Source organism: Pediococcus sp., from assembly GCF_003533255.1.
Lineage (GTDB): Bacteria > Bacillota > Bacilli > Lactobacillales > Lactobacillaceae > Pediococcus > Pediococcus parvulus.
Window position 1 is genome coordinate 158,645 of sequence record NZ_DOEM01000001.1, and the last position, 25,778, is coordinate 184,422.

At 37.9% G+C, this 25,778-nt stretch carries 29 protein-coding genes and 2 other annotated features; of the genes, 3 read left to right on the forward strand and 26 right to left on the reverse strand.

The window, feature by feature from the left end; genetic code table 11:
• Nucleotides 1-185: 185 nt before the first annotated feature.
• From greA to DD627_RS00800, 8 genes are all read right to left on the reverse strand, one after another.
• Complete coding sequence (gene greA, locus DD627_RS00765; protein ID WP_057783154.1) at nt 186-668, reverse strand: transcription elongation factor GreA; 483 nt, start codon at nt 666-668, stop codon at nt 186-188.
• A gap of 77 nt (nt 669-745) precedes the next feature.
• On the reverse strand, nt 746-1,405 hold the full coding sequence (gene udk, locus DD627_RS00770) for a uridine kinase (protein WP_260274381.1): 660 nt from the start codon (nt 1,403-1,405) through the stop codon (nt 746-748).
• Between the two features lie 17 nt (nt 1,406-1,422).
• Nucleotides 1,423-2,556, reverse strand: a complete 1,134-nt coding sequence (gene mltG, locus DD627_RS00775; RefSeq protein WP_260274380.1) for an endolytic transglycosylase MltG — start codon at nt 2,554-2,556, stop codon at nt 1,423-1,425.
• A 105-nt stretch (nt 2,557-2,661) separates the two neighbouring features.
• Nucleotides 2,662-5,085 (reverse strand): phenylalanine--tRNA ligase subunit beta, encoded by a 2,424-nt coding sequence (gene pheT / locus DD627_RS00780; protein WP_260274375.1) that lies wholly within the window; start codon nt 5,083-5,085, stop codon nt 2,662-2,664.
• Between the two features lie 8 nt (nt 5,086-5,093).
• Complete coding sequence (gene pheS / locus DD627_RS00785) at nt 5,094-6,140, reverse strand: phenylalanine--tRNA ligase subunit alpha (protein ID WP_057783143.1); 1,047 nt, start codon at nt 6,138-6,140, stop codon at nt 5,094-5,096.
• Nucleotides 6,141-6,190: 50 nt separating this feature from the next.
• Nucleotides 6,191-6,401, reverse strand: a binding site (T-box leader).
• Between the two features lie 43 nt (nt 6,402-6,444).
• Nucleotides 6,445-6,795, reverse strand: a complete 351-nt coding sequence (locus DD627_RS00790; RefSeq protein WP_068805262.1) for a winged helix-turn-helix transcriptional regulator — start codon at nt 6,793-6,795, stop codon at nt 6,445-6,447.
• Nucleotides 6,796-6,817: 22 nt separating this feature from the next.
• Complete coding sequence (locus DD627_RS00795) at nt 6,818-7,327, reverse strand: HD domain-containing protein (protein WP_057783139.1); 510 nt, start codon at nt 7,325-7,327, stop codon at nt 6,818-6,820.
• A gap of 120 nt (nt 7,328-7,447) precedes the next feature.
• Nucleotides 7,448-8,224 carry a TrmH family RNA methyltransferase gene (locus DD627_RS00800; protein WP_057783137.1) on the reverse strand — a complete coding sequence of 259 codons (777 nt, stop codon included), beginning with the start codon at nt 8,222-8,224 and terminating at the stop codon, nt 7,448-7,450.
• A 95-nt stretch (nt 8,225-8,319) separates the two neighbouring features.
• On the opposite strand from DD627_RS00800, the gene DD627_RS00805 reads away from it, so the two are divergent.
• Nucleotides 8,320-8,592 carry an acylphosphatase gene (locus DD627_RS00805; protein WP_057783135.1) on the forward strand — a complete coding sequence of 91 codons (273 nt, stop codon included), beginning with the start codon at nt 8,320-8,322 and terminating at the stop codon, nt 8,590-8,592.
• A gap of 73 nt (nt 8,593-8,665) precedes the next feature.
• Nucleotides 8,666-9,589, forward strand: a complete 924-nt coding sequence (yidC, locus tag DD627_RS00810) for a membrane protein insertase YidC (RefSeq protein ID WP_260274374.1) — start codon at nt 8,666-8,668, stop codon at nt 9,587-9,589.
• 46 nt (nt 9,590-9,635) lie between these two features.
• Here the strand turns inward: yidC and DD627_RS00815 are convergent, their stop codons facing one another.
• From DD627_RS00815 to DD627_RS00875, 13 genes are all read right to left on the reverse strand, one after another.
• Nucleotides 9,636-11,174, reverse strand: coding sequence for a HAMP domain-containing sensor histidine kinase (locus tag DD627_RS00815; RefSeq protein ID WP_375710379.1), 1,539 nt, complete (start codon nt 11,172-11,174; stop codon nt 9,636-9,638).
• Nucleotides 11,171-11,857, reverse strand: coding sequence for a response regulator transcription factor (locus DD627_RS00820; RefSeq protein ID WP_057783130.1), 687 nt, complete (start codon nt 11,855-11,857; stop codon nt 11,171-11,173). The genes DD627_RS00815 and DD627_RS00820 overlap by 4 nt, the downstream gene beginning before the upstream one ends.
• A gap of 188 nt (nt 11,858-12,045) precedes the next feature.
• A complete protein-coding gene (gene gnd / locus DD627_RS00825) occupies nt 12,046-13,464 on the reverse strand; it encodes an NADP-dependent phosphogluconate dehydrogenase (protein WP_057783128.1) in 1,419 nt (472 codons plus the stop codon).
• A gap of 144 nt (nt 13,465-13,608) precedes the next feature.
• Nucleotides 13,609-13,791, reverse strand: a complete 183-nt coding sequence (gene rpmF, locus DD627_RS00830; RefSeq protein WP_057748399.1) for a 50S ribosomal protein L32 — start codon at nt 13,789-13,791, stop codon at nt 13,609-13,611.
• 65 nt (nt 13,792-13,856) lie between these two features.
• Nucleotides 13,857-14,402 (reverse strand): YceD family protein, encoded by a 546-nt coding sequence (locus DD627_RS00835; protein WP_260274368.1) that lies wholly within the window; start codon nt 14,400-14,402, stop codon nt 13,857-13,859.
• A gap of 74 nt (nt 14,403-14,476) precedes the next feature.
• The gene (locus DD627_RS00840; RefSeq protein WP_260274367.1) at nt 14,477-15,601 is read right to left on the reverse strand and encodes a nucleotidyltransferase; all 1,125 of its coding nucleotides are present in this window, start codon (nt 15,599-15,601) and stop codon (nt 14,477-14,479) included.
• A gap of 8 nt (nt 15,602-15,609) precedes the next feature.
• Complete coding sequence (locus DD627_RS00845; RefSeq protein WP_057783122.1) at nt 15,610-16,344, reverse strand: class I SAM-dependent DNA methyltransferase; 735 nt, start codon at nt 16,342-16,344, stop codon at nt 15,610-15,612.
• Nucleotides 16,341-16,700 (reverse strand): ribosome silencing factor, encoded by a 360-nt coding sequence (gene rsfS / locus DD627_RS00850; protein WP_057783120.1) that lies wholly within the window; start codon nt 16,698-16,700, stop codon nt 16,341-16,343. Before rsfS ends, DD627_RS00845 begins: the two co-directional genes overlap by 4 nt.
• Before the next feature lie 11 nt (nt 16,701-16,711).
• A complete protein-coding gene (yqeK, locus tag DD627_RS00855) occupies nt 16,712-17,317 on the reverse strand; it encodes a bis(5'-nucleosyl)-tetraphosphatase (symmetrical) YqeK (RefSeq protein WP_057783118.1) in 606 nt (201 codons plus the stop codon).
• Nucleotides 17,304-17,948, reverse strand: a complete 645-nt coding sequence (locus DD627_RS00860; RefSeq protein WP_057783116.1) for a nicotinate-nucleotide adenylyltransferase — start codon at nt 17,946-17,948, stop codon at nt 17,304-17,306. The genes yqeK and DD627_RS00860 overlap by 14 nt, the downstream gene beginning before the upstream one ends.
• Before the next feature lie 23 nt (nt 17,949-17,971).
• Nucleotides 17,972-18,283 carry a YhbY family RNA-binding protein gene (locus tag DD627_RS00865; protein ID WP_057783114.1) on the reverse strand — a complete coding sequence of 104 codons (312 nt, stop codon included), beginning with the start codon at nt 18,281-18,283 and terminating at the stop codon, nt 17,972-17,974.
• A gap of 17 nt (nt 18,284-18,300) precedes the next feature.
• Entirely contained in the window at nt 18,301-19,416 is a 1,116-nt protein-coding gene (gene yqeH, locus DD627_RS00870) for a ribosome biogenesis GTPase YqeH (protein WP_057783112.1), read from the reverse strand.
• A complete protein-coding gene (locus DD627_RS00875) occupies nt 19,417-19,944 on the reverse strand; it encodes a YqeG family HAD IIIA-type phosphatase (protein ID WP_057783110.1) in 528 nt (175 codons plus the stop codon).
• Nucleotides 19,945-20,155: 211 nt separating this feature from the next.
• Between DD627_RS00875 and DD627_RS00880 the strand changes: the two genes are divergently transcribed.
• On the forward strand, nt 20,156-21,106 hold the full coding sequence (locus tag DD627_RS00880) for an NADP-dependent oxidoreductase (protein ID WP_260274365.1): 951 nt from the start codon (nt 20,156-20,158) through the stop codon (nt 21,104-21,106).
• Nucleotides 21,107-21,204: 98 nt separating this feature from the next.
• On the opposite strand, the gene rplT is transcribed toward DD627_RS00880, so the two are convergent.
• From rplT to dnaI, 5 genes are all read right to left on the reverse strand, one after another.
• Nucleotides 21,205-21,561, reverse strand: a complete 357-nt coding sequence (gene rplT / locus DD627_RS00885; protein ID WP_057783106.1) for a 50S ribosomal protein L20 — start codon at nt 21,559-21,561, stop codon at nt 21,205-21,207.
• A gap of 50 nt (nt 21,562-21,611) precedes the next feature.
• Nucleotides 21,612-21,815: a 50S ribosomal protein L35 gene (gene rpmI, locus DD627_RS00890; RefSeq protein WP_057783104.1), complete on the reverse strand. Its 204-nt coding sequence runs from the start codon at nt 21,813-21,815 to the stop codon at nt 21,612-21,614.
• 17 nt (nt 21,816-21,832) lie between these two features.
• The gene (gene infC, locus DD627_RS00895; RefSeq protein WP_057783160.1) at nt 21,833-22,333 is read right to left on the reverse strand and encodes a translation initiation factor IF-3; all 501 of its coding nucleotides are present in this window, start codon (nt 22,331-22,333) and stop codon (nt 21,833-21,835) included.
• 45 nt (nt 22,334-22,378) lie between these two features.
• Nucleotides 22,379-22,499, reverse strand: a sequence feature (ribosomal protein L20 leader region).
• 46 nt (nt 22,500-22,545) lie between these two features.
• On the reverse strand, nt 22,546-24,519 hold the full coding sequence (thrS, locus tag DD627_RS00900; protein ID WP_260274364.1) for a threonine--tRNA ligase: 1,974 nt from the start codon (nt 24,517-24,519) through the stop codon (nt 22,546-22,548).
• Between the two features lie 332 nt (nt 24,520-24,851).
• Complete coding sequence (gene dnaI / locus DD627_RS00905) at nt 24,852-25,778, reverse strand: primosomal protein DnaI (RefSeq protein ID WP_057783100.1); 927 nt, start codon at nt 25,776-25,778, stop codon at nt 24,852-24,854.

Sequence of the window (25,778 nt, forward strand, 5' to 3'; positions counted from 1 at the left end):
GACAAAAGCAGTTTTTGTTAGGTCTCTTTATTTATTATTTCTAATATTATTTCTAATATTATTTCTAAAATATGAAAAAAGGCGAATTTTTCCACTTAGCCACGGTTAACAAATAATCCAAAGTACGGACCATTCACAAATCTTGGCTAAGTTCAGAACTACCCGCCTTTTCCTCTCACTTTTGCTTATTCAGCTTTGACACTCAAAATTTCGACGTTCATATCGCCACCTGGAGTTGCAATCACAACTTGGTCGCCCACTTTGTGATCTAACAAGGCCTTAGCAATTGGTGAGTCATTGGAAATCTTGCCAGACATTGGATCAGCCTCAGCAGCCCCCACAATTGTATAAGCTTCTGGTTCTTCATCAGGTAATTCTTTGAATTCGACAGTTTTTCCTAAAGACACAACATCTTTAGCAACTGCATTATTATCAATAATTTCTGCATTTTGAAGCATATGTTCAATCGTACTGATTCGACTTTCAACCATACTTTGTTCATCTTTAGCAGATTCATATTCTGAATTTTCTGACAAATCACCAAAACCACGGGCAATCTTAATTCGTTCAATTACCTCTGGACGAGTTTTTGTCTTTTTTTCATTCAACTCATCTTCTAATTTTTTTCTTCCCGCTTCAGTCATCGGATATGTTTTTTCATTTGCCACTTTTTAGACACCTCTTATTTATGATGAAAATATAACGATTTACAGCGTACCATGAAGTAAACGGCTTGTAAATAGACTTACTCACGAAAAATGCCATCTCTGCCATCTTGAGAAAGAATATCTTTAATTTTCGTCGTCAACAAATCAATTGCCACTGTGTTTTGACCACCTTCTGGGACAATAATATCAGCATAGCGCTTGGTTGGTTCCACAAACTGATGAAACATAGGCTTAACGGTTGCTAAATATTGGGTAATCACTGAATCTAACGTCCGTTCCCGTTCTTTGATATCCCGTTCAATACGGCGGATAATACGAATATCATCATCCGTATCTACATAAACTTTAATATCCATCAAATCACGGAGTCTTTGATCATCAAGGATAAGAATTCCTTCTAAAATAATCACATCGCGAGGCTCTTGATGCACCGTTTTGGTACTCCGTGTTAATTTTGTGTAATCATAGACCGGTTTTTCAATTGCTTCGTAGTTCAACAACTGTTTTAATTGCTTAATTAATAAATCAGTATCAAACGCCAACGGGTGATCATAATTTACAGCCGTCCGTTCCTCCATGGACATGTCGGCTTGATCCTTATAGTAAGAATCTTGTTGGAGCGTCATAATTGAATGACCAGATAGATTTTGATAGATTTTTCGACTGACAGTAGTTTTCCCACTACCAGATCCGCCAGTCACACCAATTAAAATGGGTCGTTTTTCATTTGTATTCATGAATTACTCCTCATCCGTTATTTATTACTTGGATCCTGACTGGCTGCATTTGCCAAATGTTCATCGTACGTTTTTGAAAAGTAAATTTTTCTGGTTTTTAAATTAGCAACAAAATATAAATAATCCTTACTGCGGTCCTTAGGGTGCAAAACGGCTAAAACCGATTTTTCACTAGGATTATTAACTGGTCCTGGACCATAACCCTTATGAAGCCGCAAATTGTAAAGTGACTTATCTTTTAAATCAGTTGTTGTTAAATCAGAACCAAAGCTTTTCTTAACCGCATAATAAACAGAAACATCAGATTGTAATGGCATCTTAATCGCTAGACGATTCAAAAAAACACCAGCAATCTTTTGTCGATCAGAAGTTGTATTTCCTTCACGTTCAACTAAGGCAGCCAAAGAAAGAACTTCTTGCACTGTCATTTTTTGCTTTTTAATTTTTGCATAGTAGGGCTTTAATACATCGTTTTCCTTAGCCACCATTTGGGTGACAACGGACTTCAAGGTAGTCTTCTTTCCCAAAGAATAAGTAGCTGGGTAAAGATATCCTTCAAGTCGGTAACGCACGTTAGAAGCCTTCATAGCTGATCCTAACAAATCGGGATACTTCTTATATAGACTATTGATAAAGTCTTTGTCATTCATTAACGCAATAAATTGCTTTTGCGTAAAATTAGACGATTTTTCAATCGTACTACCAACTTCATCAATTGTTTCTCCCTCTTTAATCAAGACATATTTACCAAGTAAAACTGGTGTCGCACTGCCGCCTTTTTGTAATTTTTTGGCAATTTTATTTAAAGTCATCGATGGTTTTAAGACGTAATAGCCAGCTTTAAAATTAGTTATGTTATGAGATTTAACATAGTAACTAAACACTGCACCACTTTTAACGACTTTTTTTTCTTGTAAGATTGAACCAATTTGACGTGTCGAAGATCCTTCTGGTACGTTAATCTGAATTTGTTGCTTACTATCTGGATTTAATGGCTCCAGAGCGCCCGAAAAATAATGATAAACAATAAATCCAGTTGCTACGATGACAACGGCTAATACAATAGTGACCCACCTAATAATTGAGTGCCCTTGTGTTTGTTTTCTTTGTCTAGTCGTTTTGTCTTGCCCATTTTGATCTTGATTATTCAAGATTTTTTCCTCCGTTCCTAAAACATTATCTGTAATTATACTAAAAATGAGTTTACTCTGCCGATTTTTTTAATCAGCTATCAAGTTCTATAACTTTCAAAGAGACTATCGAATTTCAATCTCAAATGCTGCTTTTAATGCCGCAATTGCTTGTTCAAATTCTTTATTAACCTCATCTTCCGTTAAGGTGTTATGTTTATCTCGATACGTTAAAGTATAAGCAACAGATTTTTTGTTTTCTGGAATGTGTTTTCCTGAATAAACATCAAATAGTTGAATCTGTTCTAAATGGTGATTGGATTTTTCTCTTAAGGTAGCTTCAATTTCTGTATTTGAAACCTCTTTATCAATTACTAAGGCAACGTCCCGAGTAATTGCTGGATATTTAGAAATTGGCTCATAATGTTGGATCTTCTTTGGTGCATCCAAGATTGCCTGTAAATTAAGTTCAAAGACATAGGTTTCAGGAATCTTAAATTCTTTTTCCAATTGTGGATGAACTTGACCAATAAAACCAATAACCTGATCTCCTAAATAAATATCAGCCGTTCTTCCTGGATGCATTTCTGGACGATCCTGATTAGCAACATAACTTACAGATTTTTCAAAGTTCATGTCATGTAAAAGTAACGACACAATCCCCTTTAACTGATAAAAATCAACGGGAACTTCTTTTCCATACCAACTCTTAGAAATCATGGAACCGGTAATTGCACCCGCCAAATGTTCAACTTCGCTAGGGCGATCCACGCCAGCTGTACGATAAAAGACACGTCCTTGTTCATATAAGGCAACGTTAGCTACCTTACGAGCAACGTTATAAGCCACATCATCCAACAAACCACTGATTAAATTCATTCGTAAAACAGCATGATCCTGACTCATTGGAAAATCAAGCTTCGTTTCTTCACTTTCCTGCATCATGAACATTTTTGCTTTCTGAACAGTTGTTAAACCGTAGCTCATGGCTTGATTTAAGCCGCTACCTTGCAAAAGCTCACGGATCCTACGAATAGCCTGCTGACTAGTTGTTAACCGCCCAATTGTGGTTGGACCAGTTGGTAACGTTGAGGGTAAGTTGTCATAACCATAAATTCGCGCAATTTCTTCCAAAATGTCAGCCGGAATATGAATATCCCACCGTCGAGCCGGAACGGTCACCTTGAAGACTTCATCAGAAACCTGAACATTAAACTGTAATCGGTGAAGAATATTTGTCACTTCATCAACATTAAGTGCGGTTCCCAAAACATGATTAATTCGCGTCAAATCAAGCGTAACTTCCACACTTTGGGGATTAGGATCAACTGGTGAAAGATGATTTTTAACCGCTTTTCCTTCTCCAAATTGAGCAGTTAACTGAAGTGCTTCATTCAACGCATCTGTAACAGTCGCAGGATTAATACCCCGTTCAAATCGCATTGAAGCTTCACTGTGGAGCACATGATGACGTGCAGTTTTACGAATTTTAATGGAATCAAAAATTGCTGATTCAATGACAATGGTCTTTGTTTCATCAGTAATTTCCGTTGCTAAGCCACCCATAACACCGGCCATTGCAATGTTTTTATCTCCATCTTTAATCATTAAATCTTGGCTACGCAGTTCTCGCTTCTCACCATCTAAAGTGACAAACTTTGTTCCTTGCGCTGAATAGCCAACACGGATTTCTTTAGTATTTAATTTATCATAATCAAATGCATGTAAGGGTTGCCCATATTTCAACATAACATAGTTGGTAACATCAACCACGTTATTAATCGGACGAATTCCAGCTGTCATTAAACGCACTTGAAGCCAAAATGGACTTGGCATAATCTTTACATTTTTAACGATTCCCATTTGATAGGCCTGAACATCATCTGGTGCATCAATTTTAATGTCCAACAAATCTTTAATGTCCGTTGTTTCGTCGATAGTTTCAAGTTTACGATGATGAATAACCGGCTTTTTGTTATAAATCGCCCCGATTTCATAGGCGTTGCCATCCATGCTAAATAAGTCACCACGATTAGGTGTAACTGAAGTGTCAATCACATTGTCATCCATGCCCAGATATTCATAAACTGGTTCCCCAGGTTTAACATGGCTATCCTCAGGAAAAACATAAATACCATTGACATAGTCCTTAGGCACGACTTTTTCCTCAAAGCCAATTTCTTGTAGTGCACAAATCATTCCATTTGATTGTTGTCCACGCATTTTGCTACGTTTAATTTTGACATTATCCTTGATTCGAGCCCCATGCATAGCCACAATGACATATTGACCTTTTGCAACATTTGGAGCACCACAAACGATTTGAATGGGCTCATCTTCCCCAACATCTACCTGACAAATATTCAAATGGTCAGAATCTGGATGCGGCTGTACGTCAAGTGTATAACCCACAATAATTTTTTTAAGGCCGTCAGCAGCACGTGTAACTTCATCCACTTCAACTGCAGTCCGTTCAATCTTTTCCGCCAATACTTTCGGATCAACATCGAGATCAAAATATTCTTTTAACCAGTTATAAGAAACTTTCATTTTTATTGTTATCCTTTCTTTGAAAACTGTGATAAGAAACGGACATCATTTTGATAGAAGTTCCGAATATCATCAACACCATAACGTAACATCGCAAACCGATCGGGACCAAGGCCAAATGCATAACCACCGTACACCTCAGGATCAACACCAGCCATTCTTAACACATTTGGATGAACCATTCCGGCTCCTAACACTTCAATCCAACCAGTTTGCTTACATACTGAACAGCCCTTACCCATACAATTAAAACAAGTTACGTCAGCTTCTACAGAAGGTTCCGTAAATGGAAAATAACTAGGACGTAAGCGGACTTCAAAACGGTCACCAAAAAGTTCTTTTGCCAGAGTTTCCAAAGTTCCCTTTAAATCGCCCATTGTAATGTGTTTATCGATCACAAGTCCCTCAACTTGATGGAATTGGTGGGAATGGGTGGCGTCATCAGTATCACGACGATAAACAACACCTGGTGAAATCATTTTTAATGGGCCTTTAGAAAAATCATGTTTTTCCATCGTCCGTGCCTGGACTGGCGAAGTTTGACTACGCATCAAAATTTCGTCAGTTATGTAAAAAGTATCCTGCATGTCACGAGCGGGATGATCCTTAGGCAAATTCAACATTTCGAAGTTATATTTATCAGTTTCAACCTCTGGACCCTGAACCACTTGATAACCCATCCCTAAGAACAAGTCTTCAATATTATCAATAATTTGTTGAATCACATGTGGTTGCCCTTGCAAAACGGGTTTTCCAGGTAATGTGACATCGATTTTTTCATTTTCTAATTTTTTAGCAATTACTGCTTTTTCCAGTTCAGCCCGTTTTTCTTCAATAGCTGCTGTAATATTATCCCTCACTCGGTTAGACAGTTCACCAACTTTAGGACGTTCAGTCTTGGGAATGTCACGCATCCCCCGTAAAATTTCAGTCAAAGGACCCTTTTTACCCAATACATTGACTCGAATGGCATCTAAGCCTTTAAGACCATCTGTACGTGAAATCTCATGTAAAGATTTCTTTTTTAATTCTTCTAACTGTTCATGTAATCCCATAACCTGACCTCCTAATTTTTTAAAAAAATGCACAAAAAAACTCGCCTCCAAAAAGGGACGAGTTATCGCGTTACCACCCTGGTTTACTAACAAAATAGGTTAGCACACTTGGCATCAATAACGGCGACTTACCGATTCATTCTTTCAAATAAATAACTCCGAAGTGAATTCACCAGCCTTAGTTTGGATATCTGCTTTCAGTCTAAGGCAGATACTTCCTTTCAAACATCACTAGCTACTATTCTTCCTCATAGTTTTTCCGACTTAAATATTAGATTAAAATTGCATGATAGTCAACAACTTTTTACTTTTCAGTTGCGTACCAACAATCTGCAAATTCATGAACCGCATTCATAACTGGACGCAAGGCTTCCCCCTTTTGAGTGAGCTGATATTCAATCAAAGATGAATTTGGATGAGTTAATCGATTCACAATTCCCTCAGTCTCCAAATTTTTTAGTCGTTCTACCAATACACGATCACTACACTTAGGCACATTGTGTGCTAAATCCTTGAATCGTTGTGAACCTTCATTTAATAAAACTTCGATAATTAATCCGTTCCATTTTTGACCGAGGACGGAAAATGTCCGGCTAAACTTTGGACATAGTGAAAAATTGTCGACTGGCTCGGAAACCTTTAGTGCTTCTGACATTGCTCTTCCTCCTTATAACTCTTTATTTCTCAGAAGAAATCCGTTGTTGCATTTTATTCAACATAAACCGGGCTTTCTTGTGAACATGTCCTAAATACTCTTGTGTGGCCGCATAATCATCAACTACCGAGACAATAATACTTTCTCTGTACTTGGGAAACGCAAGTGTTGCGCCCCACATATGTTTAAGAATAATATCCTTTTCCATTGGTGTTAATGGTGTCAATTTTTCAGCATTACGCAAAGCCACTCGTGGATGAATGTACGCATGTGATCCCAAATCAAATTTGGTGGTACGCCAGTCATAATAAAACAAATCATGTAATAATCCAGCTCTAGCCACTGCACGATCATTTAAATGCCATTTTTTGGCAATCAAATAGCTTTGATAGGATACTGAAATAGAATGTTGCAACCGCGTGTAATTATGATGTTGTGTAAACTGGTCTAATTTTTGGACTTCTTTAGTGTTTAATAAATCTGAAACGATCTCAAGATAATCCTGATCCTGTTCCCAAGCATTTATTTTCATTAAATACTTCCTTTTTTATATTAAATTTAGTAGTTAACTAATTTTGAATTACCAATATAATACCTACTTTTGCGCTAAAAAGCAAAGGAAACACTAACTAAATATAAAATGTAACAAAAACTAAATATCTTTCAAAGAAAACATCAAAATTCCAGCCGCAACAGCCACGTTTAAAGACTCAGCTTTTCCTTTGATTGGGATGTATAAATTAGCAGTTGTTTGGGTCAATAACTCTGGTGACATCCCATTTCCTTCATTACCCATGATCAAAGCAAAATCATCCGCTTTTTCAATAGTTTGGTAGTTTTTAGCTTGCGGATTTAGTTCTGTTCCATAAACCGGAATTTTCGCCTGTTTAAAGCTTTGAGTCCATTCATCAAGGTTGCCCAGTACTAGCCGAATATGAAACTGACTTCCCTGCATAGCACGTTGCACTTTTGGATTGAATACATCAGCTGTCCCTTTACCAAACACAACTCCCGCAAAATCGGCTGCATCTGCTGTTCGAACCATTGTCCCGATATTACCTGGGTCTTGAATGTTATCTAAAAATAGCCAGGATCCCTTTTCATCAGGAATTGGATCTTGAATTTGCCGCTGCTTGTTAGGGATTTGGACAACGGCAAAAATACCCTGCGTCGTCACAGTATCACTCAAACGATCCGCAACTTTGTCTGAAACGATCACTAACTTATCTTCGGGAATGTCAAAACTAATGGCATCCAACTCTTCTTGCGTACTGACAATATAATCTGTAATTGCATCACTTTGTAAAACCTCGGTGACTAAATGACGGCCTTCAATTAAATATAAGCCCGTCTTTTTACGTCCCTTTTTGGTTTTTAACTTTTCCCATTCTTTAACTCGATTGTTCTGTGTTGATAAAATTGTTTCCATAATTTATCTCCTTATTTAATGTTAGTATACCATATTATTTCTTTTGCATGAGAAATGCTAAAATGGAGATAACACATTTGAAAGGAAGATGATTTATGAAATCAGTTACAATTCAAGTTTTTGGTCGTGTTCAAGGAGTCGGCTTTCGTTATTTAACCAAAATGGTTGCCGATAAACTAAATATTAAGGGTACCGTAGCTAATCGCAATGATGGTTCTGTTTTTATTGAGGCTGAAGGTGAAAACGATCACTTAAATGAATTCATTAATGCAGTAAAAATGTCTCCATCTCCCAGTGGCCATGTTGAAAAAACCACCATTACGGAACAAACGCTTCAAAATTTCACTGATTTTCGGGTTACATACTAAACAACCATTGAAAAACCAACGATTATAACGTATAGTAGCGATTGTCAGTTTAATTTGAAAGGGAATGTATTAATTGAAGAAAATAAAACACCTGGGCACGCTCACAGCTATTGCTAGTTTAGCGTTGCTATTGACCGGATGCGTTCAACGAACAAAGTCAGGAAAACCGTATGGCATTATCTACGATTATTTAGCCGTTCCAACGCAACACATCATGAACTGGATTGCTAGCCTGCTTGGTGGTAGTTATGGTTGGGCAATTATTGCCGTAACTTTCATCATTCGAATGGTTCTCCTTCCAATGATGATTGAACAGTCACGTAAAGCAACTGTCCAACAGGAAAAAATGGCTTATGTGAAACCACAAATGACTGCCATTCAGAAACGTCAAAAAGAAGCCACTACAAACGAAGAAAAGGCAGCTGTCAGTCAACAAATGATGTCTCTTTATCGCGACAATGGCATCAGTATGACTGGTGGAATGGGCTGCTTACCAATTCTGATTCAATTTCCAATTTTTGCTGCCCTGTATGCCGCAATTCAATATTCACCAGAATTAGCCAGTGGTACAGGAAGCTTATTTATGGGATTCAGCCTTGGTAAACCTAATTTAATTCTTGCTGGCCTTTCCTTTATCGTTTATCTATTGCAAGGATGGTTAGGAACTTTAGGAATCCCCGCAGATCAGAAAAAATCGATGATGTCGATGATGATTGTTAGTCCGTTAATGATTTTCTTCATCTCATTTAGAGCTCCTGCCGGTTTAGGCCTATACTTCTTTGTTGGTGGAATCTTTGCATGTATTCAGACCTTAATTATTTATCTATATCGGCCAAGAATTCGTGCCTCAGTTGAAGCAGAAATGAAGAAGAACCCACCAAAAGTGGTAGTTCCACCAGCACCAGTCACATTTGCTCAGCCAAAAACAACAACGATTGCACAAGAACATGACGAGAATCGAAAACGAAATGCTGGCAAACAGCAGCATCATAAATAAATGCAAATCGAAAAAAGGATTGGAAATTTAATTTTCCAATCCTTTTTTAATCCCCTAAATCATGATCAGGTGATTTATCATCGTCATCATCACTAGGTTCATCTTTGACAATCGGTAATGTAATTCTAAAAATGGAACCATACCCAACTGAGCTTTCAAGCGAAATTTTTCCATGATATCCTTCTACCAGCCGTTGAGCAATTGATAAACCTAAACCATTGCCTCCCTTGTCCCGACTTCGAGCTTTATCTACACGATAGAATCTATTAAAAACTTTTTTAACATCTTCTTCAGAAATACCCTCACCAAAGTCTTGAATCGCAATTTGAATGGTTCGAGCATCTTCGGCCGCCGAAATATGAATCTCTTTTCGTTTAGTTGAATACTTAACCGCATTATCTAGTAGGATAATTAAAACTTGTTCCAAATGATTTCGATAAATCTGGACAATTGGATTTGAATACACATCACTATCTAGAGTAAATGTAAATTCAGGATGAATCATCTTAAAATCATTAAATACTTGATTAACTACCTTCATCACAGGAGTCTTTTCCTTTGAAAAATGGATTTCCAATTGATCAGCTCTTGTTAAGTCCAACATTTCTTGAACTAGGCTTTGCATGCGCTTCGTTTCATCCAAAGAAGCCTGCAGAGACTCATTTAAAATCTTCGGGTCATCTTTACCCCATCGATTTAGCATCTCCATATGGCCCTGAATAACGGCTACAGGCGTTCGGAGTTCATGGGATACGTCTTCAACAAACTGATGCTGTTGATCAATATATCGCTGCATACGATCTAGCATATCATTAAAAACAATTGCTAAATCTGATAACTCATCATTTCGTTCAAGATCAGGAATTCGTAATTCAGTTTGAGGATCCTCTGTGACTTGCTTCATGGTATTGTTCATCACATTAATTGGCCGTAATAAATAAGTAGCCAGTAAGTATCCAAAAAGCGAAATTAACGCAAAAGCAATGATCGTTAACAAAATAATAATCCAGATTAATTTTTGCTGTGTGCGTTTCACGCTAGTTAGCGTATCCACAACCTGAATGTACCCAATTAACTTACCTTTACTATTTTTAATGGGTGCCCTACCTATCAACCCATCAAAATTGTCTTCTTTCTCCCTTGCAATTGTTCGTTTACTTGGAACCACAAATTTCTCTGAACTTCGCCGTGTAGCAAAGACTTGCTCTCCTTTTAAATCATAAACGGAAACCACGATATCGCGGCGAGCAAGGTTAGTTAACAATTGATTGCTGTATGGTTGTTCACTTTGCTCAGAATTACCTGCCGCACTGTCAGGTCGTAAATACTTACCCACGGTAATCCCATCAATTTTGGAAACTTTCTGTAAACGGGAATCAACAGAATTAATGGTTGTGTTAACTTGCTCTCGCTCTTGATTCAACATCACTTGTGAAATACTATTAAAGACAAAAAATGAAAATACGAAAAAGATAAGGAGAACGCCAACTCCTGTTCCAATCGCCCATTTCCATTTCAAAGATATTCTTCGTTTAGCTAAACCGGTTTGCATATATGGTTGTTGTTTTGTTTGCGCTTGGCTCACGATCGCATCACGTACCCTGTTCCTCTAACTGTCTGAATGTAAGACTGCTCACCCGGACGATCAATCTTATTCCGTAAATAACGAACATAAACATCGACAACATTCGTTTCAACTTCATTATCAATGCCCCAAACCTCGTCTAAAAGTGCATCCCGAGATTGGACAACGTTAATGTTTTCCATTAATAACAATAAGAGTTGATATTCACGTTTTGTCAAATTAATAATTTTGCCGTCACGACGGGCAACCTGATTTTCCTTTTCAATCGTAATATCACGATAGGTTACAGTTGTTTGCTGAAAGGCTTTTTGTTCACTTTCAATATCAATTCGACGTAGTAACGCGCGTAAACGTGCTAACAGTTCTTCAATTGCAAATGGTTTAACAATATAATCATCCGCACCATGATCTAATCCAGAAACACGGTCAATCACTGAATCTCTGGCAGTCATCATAATAATTGGTGTTGTTTTTGCTTCCCGAACTCGTCGGCAAACTTCAATCCCGTTTAACTCCGGTAACATTAAATCTAGCAAAATGGCATCAAAATTCTTATTTAGTGCTGCTTCTAAACCTGTTCGTCCGTTAAATTGAACTTCTGTTTCATAACCTTCATGTTGAAGCTCTAGTTCAACAAACCGCGATAAACTTTTTTCATCTTCAATAATTAATATCCGACTCATTCTCCCACTCCTAGTTGTTAAAAGTTAAAATTATCTTAATCGTGCTAAATTCATACAAGACAAAGTTTAACATTAAAATGAGATTTTGCCTAGAAGCACTCACTTCTTTATAAGAAAAAATAACTTTGAGGACAAAAAAAAATCAATTTTAAGCATTAATGTGCCTAAAAAAGATTCCTTTTTACTATTTATTGTTCTTTATACCATGAATAATGGAAAGTACCTTCGCGGTCGACACGTTCATACGTATGTGCGCCAAAGTAATCTCGTTGAGCCTGTAACAAGTTAGCAGGCAAAACGGCAGAACGATAAGAATCGTAATAAGAAATGGCAGCAGTAAATCCAGGCATTGGAACACCAGCTTTAACCCCTAATCCAACGATGTCTCGAATCGATTCTTGATACTTTTTAGCAATATCTTTGAAGTAGTCATCCAACAATAAGTTATCCAATTCAGGATCTTTATCAAATGCATCAGTGATATTTTGCAAGAACTGCGCACGGATGATACAACCAGCACGCCAAATTTTAGCAATTTCACCAAATTGTAAATTCCAATCATAATGCTTTGAAGCAACTTTCATTTGTTCAAAGCCTTGCGCATAACTCATGATCTTACTGAAGTATAGCGCCTGACGAATTTTTTCAATCACAGCATCTTTATCAAATTCAACTTTGCCTTCTGGTTTAGGTAGAACTTTACTTGCAGCAACTCGCTCATCTTTCAAAACAGAAATATAACGCGCATAAACGGATTCTGTGATGAGGGATTGAGGAACGCCTAACGCAAGTGCATTTTGTGAACTCCATTTACCAGTCCCTTTATTGCCACCCTTATCCATAATCAAATCAACGATTGGCTTATCAGAGCCTAAATCATCTTTGCGAGTTAAGATATCAGCGGTAATGTCAATGAGGTAACTATCCAGTTCCCCTTTGTTCCAGTCGGAGAAAATATCAGCAATTTCATCAACTGAAAGACCAACCATATTACGTAGCAAGTTGTAACTTTCGTCAATGAGCTCTTCATCGCCATATTCAATTCCGTTATGAATCATTTTGACGTAGTGACCAGCACCATTAGGTCCAATGTAGGTTACACATGGTGTCCCATCTTCGGCCTTTGCAGCCATTTTTTCAAAAATAGGTGCAACCAAATCATACGCCTCTTTTTGACCACCAGGCATCATTGAGGGACCTTCAAGAGCTCCCAATTCACCACCAGAAACACCAGTGCCGATAAAGTTGATTCCTGAATTATCTAATTCAGCATTTCGACGCATTGTGTCTTCAAAGAAGGTGTTACCACCATCAATCAAGACATCACCTTTGTCCAAATGTGGAAGTAACTCAGCAATCACAGCATCAGTTGCCTTACCAGCTTTTACCATCATCATGATTCGACGAGGTTTTTCAAGTGAATTTACGAAGTCTTCAATTGTATAGCTAGGTACTAGGTGCTTTTCTGGATGGTCGGAAACGACCTTTTCTGTTTTTGAACCAGTCCGATTGTATATTGCAACTGTGTAGCCGCGACTTTCAATGTTAAGAGCTAGGTTCTTGCCCATAACTGCCATACCGACTACGCCAATTTGTGGTTTATCCATGTTGCTGCCTCCTATTTTTTAGTTCGTACTAATCGTAACAAAAACGCTAACAAAGTTAAAGTTTTTAAAACTAAATTTGATTTTAGCGCAAACAAAAAGCAGGAAAAACCATGGCTTTTTCCTACCTTTTGTTAAATAAACGAATTATTTACTTTTAACATCTAATACTTGTTTACCATCGTAATATCCACAGCTTGGGCAAACACGATGTGAAACTCGTAATTCACCACAATTTGGACATGGTGCCAAACCTGGAGTTTGTAATTTGATATGTCCACGACGATTACGTTTGCGTGATTTTGATGTTTTTCTTGCTGGTACGGCCATCAATAGCACCTCCTTTAAGAGAATTACGGTTTCCCGCTAATTTTATGTCTTACACTATATTAATACTACTTAGGATCAGAATCTTCTGAGCTAAATAGATCTTTTAGTTTAGCAAGACGTGGATCAACTTGTTTAATTTGCGCATCTTTTTCATCTTCCTCGGAAATAACTTCCCAATCATCCCCAGCGGGCATTGGAACTTTGCCATTTTCTTCATCAGGTGAAAAGATTTGCATCGGAATTTGTAAAATAATATTATCCGCAACAGCCTTTGAAAAATCAATTTGGTCATCCTGAACCGGCAAAACCGTTTCGGTTGCGTCAAATCGATCTAAACTTGTACCTGCTTCAACATAATATTCATTCACGGGAAAGTCTAACTGAAAATTTACTGGCTGTAATGACCGTGAAGACGGTACCACGATTTCTCCAGTAACTTTAGCTGAAACTAACACTGCATCCCGATCCTTAATTGCATACCCATCGACTTTAACCAGTTTCACATCCAAAACTTCCGACGTGCGACTGATTAAGTCCTCTTTTAAATCAAGATTTTCATTAAAATGGAGGGGTTCCTTGTGTTTCATAAGATCAGAAAGTGACCAATTCATTTAAAAACCTCCTAATGCAACGAATGTAATTATACCTGTGCAAAAAATCTTTGTCAATGGAAATTCCTTGACAGTCACACTAAAATAATTGGTTTTCGTCCAATTGTTTGTTCTTGACCTGTTAATAAACTATAAATTTGGTCAGCTTGACAAGTAATTCGGTAAACAGAATCACTTTCTTCTTTTCCAATTCTACTCAGCACCAACAAATTCAAAACCTGCATTTGATGTAAATACTGTTGTCCAATTGGATTAAATCCAAGAACTCGAAACACTGATTTTTGGTTAAGCATTTGCCCTTTCTTAAGATTTAACGTAATAGCCAAACACAAGCGCTGCAAATGGGTATACGTATACCGTTTTGTTTTTAACGCTTGTATAAAAGTTGTAAAATCAGTAGTTTTCTGAATGATAGCTTTAATTCGATTTTCAATTCCTTCTGAAACACCATAAATTTGACCTATTTCTTCTGCCGAAGTAGTTAATACCCGATACTTCAGGTAGGGCCATAAATCGTTCCAACTAACTACAGGACCTGCCAAATCCTTTTTCGTTTGTTCCGGAATAAAAATCTCATAATTTTTATTTTTTTTAAAACGAGCCTTCCGAATCGCCGAAGCACTCGCAAAATGTGCAAAATTTAAAGATCGATCCGAATGATCGCTTTCTAGTCTTTGTACAGGGACTAACTTCATTTTAGAAGTTTCCACTTTTTGATTGGCCAAAAAATAATTAAAGGCCAAAATATCATTGGCAGTCTTTAATTCAGTCCCGGTTTGTTGAGCGAGTGTTTTAAATAGCTGCGCAGCAAAGCTTTGAGCATGATTCGAACCTTCAAATTTAAGATTCTGCGCTTTTTCAACTAAATAATTATAGTTTAACTCTGGGTGCTCACTTCCAAAAACCAAATAATCACTACCCAGCTGTGCTGCCATTGAAACCGCACCTTGCGCAAATAAATGAGCAGCTTGCATGGAAACATTGATTGGCAGTTCGATAACCAAATCAGCCTGACTACTCAAAGCCTCTTTCGCGCGTTTCCACTTATCAATGATGGCAGGTTCTCCTCGCTGTAAAAAATTGCCACTCATTAGCACCACTAACACATCAGCGTGCGTTAATTCACGGGCTTTGTTTAAAAGATAGGCATGTCCGTTATGAAACGGATCAAATTCTGCAATTACACTGCAAACTGTCATTTAGTCACCTACTTTGAACACTCGAAAAACCACCGCGTACTTTTGTCGTTGATAGCATCTCTGCCAAAATTGCTTGAAGTTTTCACATTCTTAAAGCCAACTTCATTAAGCAAACTCAAATACGTTTCCAATTCATAAGTGCGTTCATGATGTAATTCATTAATTTTACTATAAGTGTTTGTGGCGTCATTTTTCACAAAAAAGGTCAAGTCGTGCTCTACACTATGTGGTTCCTCAGTCTGATAGGTTGTCCATAAAAACGCCTGCTCGTCATCCACATAGTTATACATATAGCCAGGATAGATCTCATCTGTTTGATACGGCGAAATCACATCAAACAAGAATTTTCCATCCGCGTTCAAATGCTGAAAAACCTGAGCAAAACAGGTTTTCAAATTCTGTTTATTTGGTAGATAGCAAAAAGAATCTGCAAAACATGACACCACATCGTAATTTCCAAGTTCACTCAAATCTAACATGTTACCTTGCATCAATGGCAAAGTAACTTTGGCCTCTTGTGCATGTTCATCCGCCAAAGCCAACATTTCATCAGATAAATCGAACCCTGAAACCTGATAGCCATCTTGAATGAGTTTAACCGCTAATCTTCCACTGCCACAAGCAAGATCCAACCAGTCAACTGTTTTGTCAGACTGCCGTTTGGAAACAAAATCCAGCCACTGATCATACATGGCTGGGTCCATCAAATCATCATATAGTTTAGCAAAGGTCTGATAAATCATGCTTCAACCCATTTTTGAACATCAACAGGATTGGCCTGTGACCAAAGCTTTTCCAAATTATAGAATTTACGTTGATCAGTCTGGAAAACATTTACAATAACGTCGCCCAAATCAATTAGGATCCATTCAGCGGCACGTTGGCCTTCTACGTGGCGGACGGACACACCGTTTTTTTCATTTTGGTCAACAATTTCATCTGCAATAGCGGCCACTTGTCGATTTGAATTAGCACTCATAATCACAAAATAATCTGCCAACAAACTCACATTTTCCATGTCTAAGGCAATGATGTTTTCTGCCCGTTTACTACTTGCTGCTTTCACAGTCGTTTCTAAGATTGTTTTACTTTCTGTCAATGAATTTCCTCCTATTTTTCGTTCTGCCATGCGTTATATGTGGCAATGGTACCCGGATAAATGGGCTTTGCATTTTCAACTAAATAACTTAGCGTCTGTTGTGTTTGAAAAAAGACACCCTTTTTTAAACTTTCATGTGTGATCTGGCGAGCTTTGTCAACACCAGGGAAATCTCGACCAGGCTCGATATAATCGGCCATATAAACAATTTGATCAAGTTTAGTCATATAGGCTGCGCCAACTGTGTGACGGCGCACAGCGTTCAATATATCTTCGTCATAGATATGCAATTCATCTTTGATGAGCTCAGCCCCAACCACACCGTGCCAAATTGCATTACCATAATCCAAAAGAACCGGATTCATCTGTTTATCATTAATCACTTTAATAAAATCATGATCAGATCGTTGCTTGGCATAATCATGTAAAAGGCCAGCAATAGCAGCTTTTTCAGGATCTACATTGTTTTCATTTGCTAATTCCATTGCTTGCTTTTCAACCCGTAAACAATGCTGAAAGCGTTTGTCATCTAACTTTTCTTGAACTTTATCTACTAATTGTTTTCTTGTATAAGGAATTAAATTTTCTGAATACTCAATTGTGTCATTTTTTTCCATATAATTTATGCTCCCTAATGTATTCGCAAACTTGCTGTGGAACAAGATACCTTATTGAATGCCGTTTAGCAATCTTGTGGCGAATTAGTGTTGAACTCAAATCAATTGTGGGGGTATCAACCCATAAAATTGGATAGGCACTATGCACTTTCACTCCGGGCCGTTTAACACCCACGAATTGAACCATTTTTGCCAAATCAGCGATCCGATACCATTTTGGTAAATAAGCAACCATGTCAGCGCCAATAATAAAATAATATTGATTTTCCGGATGAGCACGTTTCAAAGCTATCAATGTATCATAACTATAGCTTTTCCCACCTCGATTGATTTCGGCAAGTTCAACACCGAAATTCGGATTATCTTCAACTGCAAGTTTGACCATCGCCACTCGATGCTTGGCTTCAATTGCAGATTTAGTATCCACATGAGGTGGAATAAAATCAGGCATAAAATCCACTCGATCAAGTCCGAGTTGCGAACAAACCTGTTCTGCCATGATTAAATGTCCCAAATGAGGCGGATTAAATGTTCCTCCCAATAAACCAATTCGTTTATGCACAATATCACTAACTAATTCTGTTTCGACAGTAACTTTTGTCTGTTGAACGGTTTTTGTCCGCGTCAAAATCTTTCACACTCCGTTGATTAAACTTAAATATCTTTAACCTGCAACGAAATATTGCGTTTGTCTTCGTCATCAGACTCTTTAAACAACACTAAGACATGACCAATGATTTGAACAACCTGAATAGCAGTATGACTTTCAATGAAATCCTTAACCTCTTCAGGAGTAACGTCTGCACTTTGTTGCAAATTAATTTTAATTAATTCATAGTTATTCATGGCACCATCTAGCTGATCGACCCATGCTTGAGTTAAGCCATTTTTACCAACTGAAAATTTCGAGCGAAAGCGTTGAGCCTTACTACGTAAAAATCTTTTTTGTTTTCCTCTTAAATTCATATTTTCCTCTTTCATTTTTAAACCAGTGGGCGACGGACGACAGTTGAGATGCCTCTTGGCGCCCAAATAGCAATCGTTGAATGACCAGGAACCGTAATCCATCCCAATCCCTCAATCACAACATCACTCTTTTCATCCAAATGAAATTCATGGCGTTGTAACTCTGGCAATTTCTCCAAACCTTCTTTATCCGGCGGTGTTAAAAGTTCACCCACATGCTTGGTATAAAAGTTTTCTGCGTTGCTTAACTTCGTCCGATGAATCATTAAATTATTTTCAAAATAGGTAATTACTGCGCCATGGCCACTTATATAATCAAATCGACCTAGACCACCAAAGAAAAGTGTTTGTTGATCATCCAATTGGAATGTACTTGGTTTGATTGTCTTTTGTGGTGAGACGTATTTCAAGTCTTTTCCGGTTAACACATGGGCCATCTGATCCTCATGGACAATTCCTGGTGTGTCAATTAACATTTTACCGTCTTCGAAAGGTATTTCAATTTTATCAAGAGTTGTACCAGGAAAACGAGAAGTGGTAATCAAATCCTGGGTCCCGTTGTTTAACCGAATAATTTGATTAATCAGGGTAGACTTTCCAACATTTGTCACACCAACAACATAGGCATTACGATTTTTACGATACTTTTCAATCGTATTTAATAAAATTTCAATTTCATCAAGATTTTTTGCACTCGTTAAGAGGACATCAAGAGGCCGAATCCCTTGTAAGTTGGCCTGTTGTTTCAGCCATTCTTTCATTTTGTTTCGTTTCAAAGACTTAGGAAAAATATCTTCCTTATTTCCAACCAGCAAAACTGGATTATCACCAACGAAACGATGAATCCCAGGAATCATACTTCCATTAAAATCAAACATATCGACAACGTAGACAATCAAAGCATCATCATCGCGAATTTGGCTCAATAAACGTAAAAAGTCGTCATCCGTCAATGACACAGGTGCAATTTCATTGTAGTGGCGTAAACGGAAGCAACGCTGGCAATAAACTTCGCCCTTTTCTAATCCCTTATCTAACGCACTCTGAGGCGTATATCCCAGTTGGTTTTTATCTGTTGTTTGAATTTTTGCGCCACAACCAATGCAATAAACTTCATCTTCGGCTTGATCCATTTATTTAATTTCCTCCTGCCAGTTCATATCTGGGTATTTTTTTGTTAACCTTTTCTGAATAAAATATTCAAAAAAACGATTTATCTTAGTATTCCATGCATCCGAATTTAATAGTGGTTTCACTAGTATACTGCGTGTCCCTGCTGAATTTGCCGCTAAAATATCAGTAAGTAATTGATCCCCAACCATAACCACTTGATCGGCATTGAGATTTAATTTTCTTAGTGCCCGGTGAATTCCAAAACCTAATGGCTTCAATGCTCTGGAAACAAATGGTAACTGTATGTTTCTTAGTGCCCGTTTAACCCGTGAATGACTATTGTTAGAAACAACGATAACCGGGATCCCAGCTAATTCCATTTGTGTGATCCATGTCCTTAATTCACTTGTGCCATCTGGATTATCCCAAGCAATCAAAGTATTGTCTAGATCAGTTAAAACCGCTTTTATTCCTGCTTTTTTGAGCTCGTTTGGCGTTAAACTATAAATCTTTTTCAATCGCCAAGTTGGCTTAAACTTTTCAATCATCCTACTCTCCTTAAAACACACTATCCCATCATTATAGTTGATTTTCACAATTTTTGCATTCAAAGTCGCTAGAATCTCATTAAGATTTTTAATTGCCTAAATAAAATCAAATTGTTTAAGGTTTTTAACCTTGTTGAGTTAATATTAGTCATAAACTAATTTACTCACATAAACAATAAATATTAATTCACTTTAAAGGAGTTTACTCAATATGAAGGCATTTGGATTTGAAAAATATGGTAGCCCTAGTGTTTTTGAAGAATTCAACCTTACCCAGCCCACTCCTGAAAAAGGACGAGTCATTGTTAAAACCCAAGCTTTTGCGATGAACCCTTTTGATAGCAAACTGCGTCAGGGAAAAATTTCATTTAAAAATGCTCCCCAACTGCCATTCGTCCCTGGAAGTGACGTCGCTGGAACCGTTGTTGATGCAGCACCCGATGTCACGGAATTTAAAATTGGCGACTCAGTGATGGGTCGTGTCGTTCGTGGTGCTTATTCAGAATTTGTGTCCGTCCCTCATTTAAAACTTATCGCCAAACCAAAGGAGCTGTCGTTTGCAGAAGCCGCTGGGATACCCAGTGCTGGTGTGACTGCTTATGATGTGCTCAAAGGGGCAGTCCATTTAGAAAATGTGACTTCCATTTTAGTGTTAGGTGCATCTGGAGCTGTGGGTTCAATGATTGTCCAAATTGCAAAAGCAATGGGTTTGTTTGTTGCAGCTACTGCCTCACTTAAAAACGCGGATTTTGTCAATCAACTGGGTGCCGACTTATTTATTTCTTCAGATCAAGTGATGCAAAGAAATTTTTTAGATCACGCACCGGTTGACGTTTTAATCAATGCCACTCCAACCGAGTTCACAGAAAAAAATGGTTACAGATGGTTAAAACCTGAAGGTCAATTAGTTAGCTTGAACGGGTTTTCGAAAGAATTCAAAGTCCAATTTGAAACAAAATCCATTACCGATTTTAACGATGCTACTTACCACCAAAATAAAAAAGCCTTAGTTTATCTCACTGAATTAATCATGCACAATCAGTTACACGCATCAATTGCACAAACTTTCCCTTTTTCACTTGAAGGCGTCGTTCAAGGCCAGACTCTCTTGGACGACCATCATAAACCAGGTAAAATTGTTGTTTCCAAAGAATTAAATTAAGGCAACGCTTAACTGTTTATCTAATTTTTACAAAAAAAATCCTCGATTCTTGTTAACTATTTCAAAATGAAATAACCTAACAATTCGAGGATTTTTTACTAAGCCAAAGCCTTTTTAGCTGACTCAACTAAAGCTGTAAATGCTGCTGCATCACTAACTGCGAGATCTGCAAGCATCTTACGGTTCATATCAATGTTAGCAACTTTTAAACCGTGCATTAATTGGCTATAACTCATATCATTCAAACGAGCTGCAGCATTAATACGTGCAATCCAGATCTTACGAAATTCACCTTTACGGTTACGACGATCACGAAAGGCATACAAACCAGACTTCATAACTTGGTCTTTAGCAACCTTAAAGTTAGTATGTTTTGGTCCGCGATAACCTTTAGCAAGTTTCAATACGCGTTTACGACGACGACGTGTTACTGTTCCACCCTTTACTCGTGGCATAATAATTCCTCCTAGAACTGGTCACCCAGCATTTTATTCTTTAAATTAGACTATTTGCTGATTGGAGCTAGCATCTTACGATAACGCTTAACGCTCGTATGATCCATCATGCTCAATCCACGTAATTGACGACGTTGTTTCTTTGTCTTTCCATGGAATCGGTGACTTGTATAGGCATTTGCACTCTTAAAACCACCATTAGCAGTTCGTTTAAAACGCTTTGCAGCAGCGCGATTTGTCTTCATTTTTGGCATAATATGTTCCTCCTACTTTACTTTTCTGAAATTGGAGCCAGCATCAAAAACATGCTTCGTCCTTCCATTTTAGGATATTGTTCAATCGTTGCAACATCAGATACAGCTTTTGCCATCCGATTCAATACGTCACGACCAATATCCTTATGTGTAATGGCACGGCCCTTGAAACGAATTGATACACGAACTTTATCACCCTTTGCTAAGAACTTTTTAGCGTTCTTAAGCTTAGTATTGAAATCATTCGTATCAATCGTAGGACTCAGACGAACTTCCTTAATGCTAACTGTTTTTTGTCGTTTGCGAGCTTCACGTTGCTTTTTTTGAAGCTCAAAACGGTATTTTCCATAATCCATGATCTTGGCAACTGGCGGTTTAGCTTTTGGGGAAACCAATACCAAATCAAGTTCTGCTTGTTCAGCTAACTCTATAGCCTCTCGTTTCGACTTCACACCCAATTGTGTGCCATCATCACCGATTAATCGTACCTCGCGAGCACGAATACCGTTATTAACCATCATATCAACAGCTATGGCAATTCACCTCCAAATTATTTTAAGAAAAAGGCAGAAAAAAACGAGGTGCATACACACCCCGCCATTAAGACTATTCCTAGTCTATTCATCGTTTTAGCCCAGCAATCTTAATTACTAAGGCGAGAAGCGGGTGCCTCTGCTTAATTTCTCAACTTGTCCAGAATATCAGATTCCAGAGTTTCTGTCAAGAATGCTTACTTAATTAAGCTATCATTCTTGCCACTGTCACCGGTCCGACTATAATTCTGAATTTCAGCCAACAAACTATCGATGAACATATTGTTATTTTCACTTTCAGATTCCTTTTGACCATACTTACGAACACTTACGGTACCAGCTTCAAGCTCTTGGTCACCTACAACTAAAACATAAGGAACTTTTTGTGTTTGAGCTTCACGGATCTTGTAACCCATCTTTTCATTACGGTTGTCAACATCAACTCTGATCTGTTTAGCAGCCATTTTAGCCCGTAGTTTTTCAGCATAATCACCATGGAATTTAGGATTAACTGGAATAATTGTCACTTGTTTAGGCGCCAACCAAGTTGGGAATGCACCCTTGTAAATTTCTGTTAAGTAAGCAGTGAATCGTTCCATTGTTGAAACTAAACCACGGTGAATCATAACTGGACGATGATCTTCACCATCGGCACCAACATAGTGCAAATCAAATCTTTCAGGAAGCATGAAGTCTAATTGAATCGTTGAAAGTGTTTCTTCGTTGCCAAGTGCCGTCTTAGTTTGAACATCCAGCTTTGGACCATAGAACGCAGCTTCACCTTCAGCCTCAACATAATCCAAACCAAGATCATCCATTGCAGCTTTTAACATAGCTTGAGATTTATTCCACATCTCATCATCATCAAAGTACTTCTTAGTGTTCTTAGGATCACGGTAACTTAAACGGAATGTGTAGTCTGTAATATCAAAATCATCGTACACTTCCACCATCAAACTAAGAATCTTTTTAAATTCATCTTGAATTTGATCTGGAGCCACGAAAGTATGACCATCATTCAAAGTCATTTCACGAACTCGTTGTAATCCGGATAAAGCGCCAGATTTTTCGTAACGATGCATCATACCAAGTTCAGCAATTCGAATTGGTAATTCACGATATGAACGAATATGATGTTTGTAAACCTGAATATGTGAAGGACAGTTCATTGGACGTAATTCCAACATTTCACCATCACCCATGTCCATTGGTGGGAACATATCTTCACGATAATGCTCCCAGTGACCTGATGTCTTGTAAGCATCCAAGTTCATCAAAACGGGAGTATAAACGTGTTGATAGCCATTGGCAACCTCCTTGTCAATGATGTAACGTTCGATGGTGCGACGAATTGTGGCACCTTTTGGCATCCAGTAAGGTAATCCGGCACCGACCTTTGGATCAACAAAGAATAGGTCCAAGTTATTACCAATGACACGATGATCACGATCATGAGCTTCTTGTTGGCGTGCTAATTCAGCATCCAAATCTTTTTGCTTCAAGAAAGCTGTTCCGTAGACCCGTTGAAGCATTGGGTTACTTGATTTACCCTCCCAATAAGCACCAGCAACGGATAATAGTTTGAATACTTTTACTTCGCTCGTATTTTCAAGTACCACACCACTGTTCAAAATAACATTGTCATTAATTTTATAAACGCTGACCTTGCCATCTTTTGCTTGAGCATGAACTAATTTAGCACGGTAAGGATCACCATCTACAACCTTAAGTGCTTCTTCTTCAGACAAAAATTCTTGCTCCAATGGCAATTTTGCTTTAATTAATTCAGCCATCTTGTCTTCAATGGCGGGTAAACTATCTACACTAATTTGTTCACTACCATTGTCAGTATCACAATAGAATCCATGTTCAACATTACCTTTGGTACCAAAATGAATATCTGAGTAGATTTCGTGGACTGCAGCTTCCAAGACAACAGCTGCAGTATTCCAAATAACCTGTAATCCTTCTTCAGAATCCTTAGTTACAATTTCAAGTTTAGCATCCCCATCCAATTCTTGGTCTAAAGATACTAACTGATCGTTAACTTTACCGGCAACAGCCTTCTTTGCCAAACTGACACTAATATCTTTTGCAACATCTAATACACTTGAGCCAGCTGCAACAGCACGTTTTGCACCATCAGCTAATGTAATTTCAATATCTGCCATATTCTCTTCTCTTCTTTCTAATTTTTTGTATAAAAAAATCCCGAGTACACAAGTATGCACTCGGGACGTTATTAACGCGGTTCCACCCAAGATTACAGACCAAGGCCTGTATCTCATTGGGTTCGATAACGGGAACAATCCGTCCTGATATTTCCACCAGGCTCAGAAAAGTGGTAGTCATTGGCGCTTCATAGGTGACTTCCAGCTATAGTCACCATTCCCTGAATGAATTCACAATGATCATGTCTTTTCTTTGATTTCAAAACTAATTAAACCACACTCTGAAAAAATGTCAACAACCAAACTCACATTTTTCTTTAATAATTTTAAATTTACGATTGGCGCCGATTGACACCAACCATTGTCACTTCAGTAGCTAAAAACTTAATCCGCTCCATCAGCCGTTTAGCCTTCAGCGGTTCTGATTCACCGCGCTGATTAATCTGCAAATGTTCTTTTTCCAATTGATCCATTGAAAAATTTGAACTGAAAAAAGTAGGTAATTCATTTTGCATACGATATTCCAAAATCACGCCTAAAACTTCATCTCGCACCCAGCTGGACATGGCATCTGCCCCAACATCATCTAACATTAAAATTGGGGCTTCTTTAATTATATTTAGTTTTTCTGCCAAATTATTTTCACCAATGGCGTTCTTCATTTCCACCGCAAAACTCGGAAAATGAACTAAGGTAGACACAAATTCCTGCGAAGCCAATTCGTTGGCAATTGCCCCCAGCAAATAAGTTTTACCAACTCCAAAACTGCCCGATAAATAAAGTGCCTTGTGAAAGTGATGTGGATCAGTCTCATAAGCTTGAACAAAATCTAATGCAGCATTCAATGCGCTTTGCCGATTTTCATCTGGGTAAAAATCTTCAAAGTGAGCTCGTCTAATCATTTTAGGCATATTAACCGATTTGACACGTGAATTGAATTCTCGTTGCTTTTCATCTGCCAAAAGCTGTTTACTAGGCTTATACGAAACTTCAATCATATGATTATTCACAATCAAAACTGGCTGATATCCCGGCATTAGCGTGGGTTCATGGCGGTTAAATTTATCTCTTTCTTGCACATACTCATATAATTTAGAAGCTGATCGTGCCACACTATCAGAGGATAATTCCGCTTTGTGGGCCTCACAGAAAGCTAAAACATCGGCGTCTTCATATACGGAGGACATCAGATTCTGAAACTTAGTATCTAATTTGCGCTTGCTCATAAGTTCTGTTAAGACCTTGCGTACGTTTTCCAT

Coding starts and splice junctions, on each gene's coding strand:
- DD627_RS00805 (WP_057783135.1), top strand. CDS start 8,320: ATGAAATCAGTTACAATTCAAGTTTTTGGTCGTGTTCAAGGAGTCGGC.
- udk (WP_260274381.1), bottom strand. CDS start 1,405: ATGAATACAAATGAAAAACGACCCATTTTAATTGGTGTGACTGGCGGA.
- yqeH (WP_057783112.1), bottom strand. CDS start 19,416: ATGGATCAAGCCGAAGATGAAGTTTATTGCATTGGTTGTGGCGCAAAA.
- pheS (WP_057783143.1), bottom strand. CDS start 6,140: ATGGGATTACATGAACAGTTAGAAGAATTAAAAAAGAAATCTTTACAT.
- DD627_RS00865 (WP_057783114.1), bottom strand. CDS start 18,283: ATGAATTTAAGAGGAAAACAAAAAAGATTTTTACGTAGTAAGGCTCAA.
- DD627_RS00835 (WP_260274368.1), bottom strand. CDS start 14,402: ATGAATTGGTCACTTTCTGATCTTATGAAACACAAGGAACCCCTCCAT.
- rpmF (WP_057748399.1), bottom strand. CDS start 13,791: ATGGCCGTACCAGCAAGAAAAACATCAAAATCACGCAAACGTAATCGT.
- DD627_RS00820 (WP_057783130.1), bottom strand. CDS start 11,857: ATGAGTCGGATATTAATTATTGAAGATGAAAAAAGTTTATCGCGGTTT.
- rpmI (WP_057783104.1), bottom strand. CDS start 21,815: ATGCCAAAAATGAAGACAAATCGCGCTGCTGCAAAGCGTTTTAAACGA.
- DD627_RS00875 (WP_057783110.1), bottom strand. CDS start 19,944: ATGATTGAAAAGTTTAAGCCAACTTGGCGATTGAAAAAGATTTATAGT.
- DD627_RS00840 (WP_260274367.1), bottom strand. CDS start 15,601: ATGACAGTTTGCAGTGTAATTGCAGAATTTGATCCGTTTCATAACGGA.
- yqeK (WP_057783118.1), bottom strand. CDS start 17,317: ATGGAAAAAAATGACACAATTGAGTATTCAGAAAATTTAATTCCTTAT.
- rplT (WP_057783106.1), bottom strand. CDS start 21,561: ATGCCACGAGTAAAGGGTGGAACAGTAACACGTCGTCGTCGTAAACGC.
- infC (WP_057783160.1), bottom strand. CDS start 22,333: ATGGTTAATAACGGTATTCGTGCTCGCGAGGTACGATTAATCGGTGAT.
- DD627_RS00800 (WP_057783137.1), bottom strand. CDS start 8,224: ATGGAAACAATTTTATCAACACAGAACAATCGAGTTAAAGAATGGGAA.
- DD627_RS00880 (WP_260274365.1), top strand. CDS start 20,156: ATGAAGGCATTTGGATTTGAAAAATATGGTAGCCCTAGTGTTTTTGAA.
- thrS (WP_260274364.1), bottom strand. CDS start 24,519: ATGGCAGATATTGAAATTACATTAGCTGATGGTGCAAAACGTGCTGTT.
- DD627_RS00845 (WP_057783122.1), bottom strand. CDS start 16,344: ATGATTTATCAGACCTTTGCTAAACTATATGATGATTTGATGGACCCA.
- pheT (WP_260274375.1), bottom strand. CDS start 5,085: ATGAAAGTTTCTTATAACTGGTTAAAAGAATATTTTGATCTCGATGTT.
- DD627_RS00795 (WP_057783139.1), bottom strand. CDS start 7,327: ATGAAAATAAATGCTTGGGAACAGGATCAGGATTATCTTGAGATCGTT.
- dnaI (WP_057783100.1), bottom strand. CDS start 25,778: ATGGAAAACGTACGCAAGGTCTTAACAGAACTTATGAGCAAGCGCAAA.
- DD627_RS00790 (WP_068805262.1), bottom strand. CDS start 6,795: ATGTCAGAAGCACTAAAGGTTTCCGAGCCAGTCGACAATTTTTCACTA.
- gnd (WP_057783128.1), bottom strand. CDS start 13,464: ATGGATAAACCACAAATTGGCGTAGTCGGTATGGCAGTTATGGGCAAG.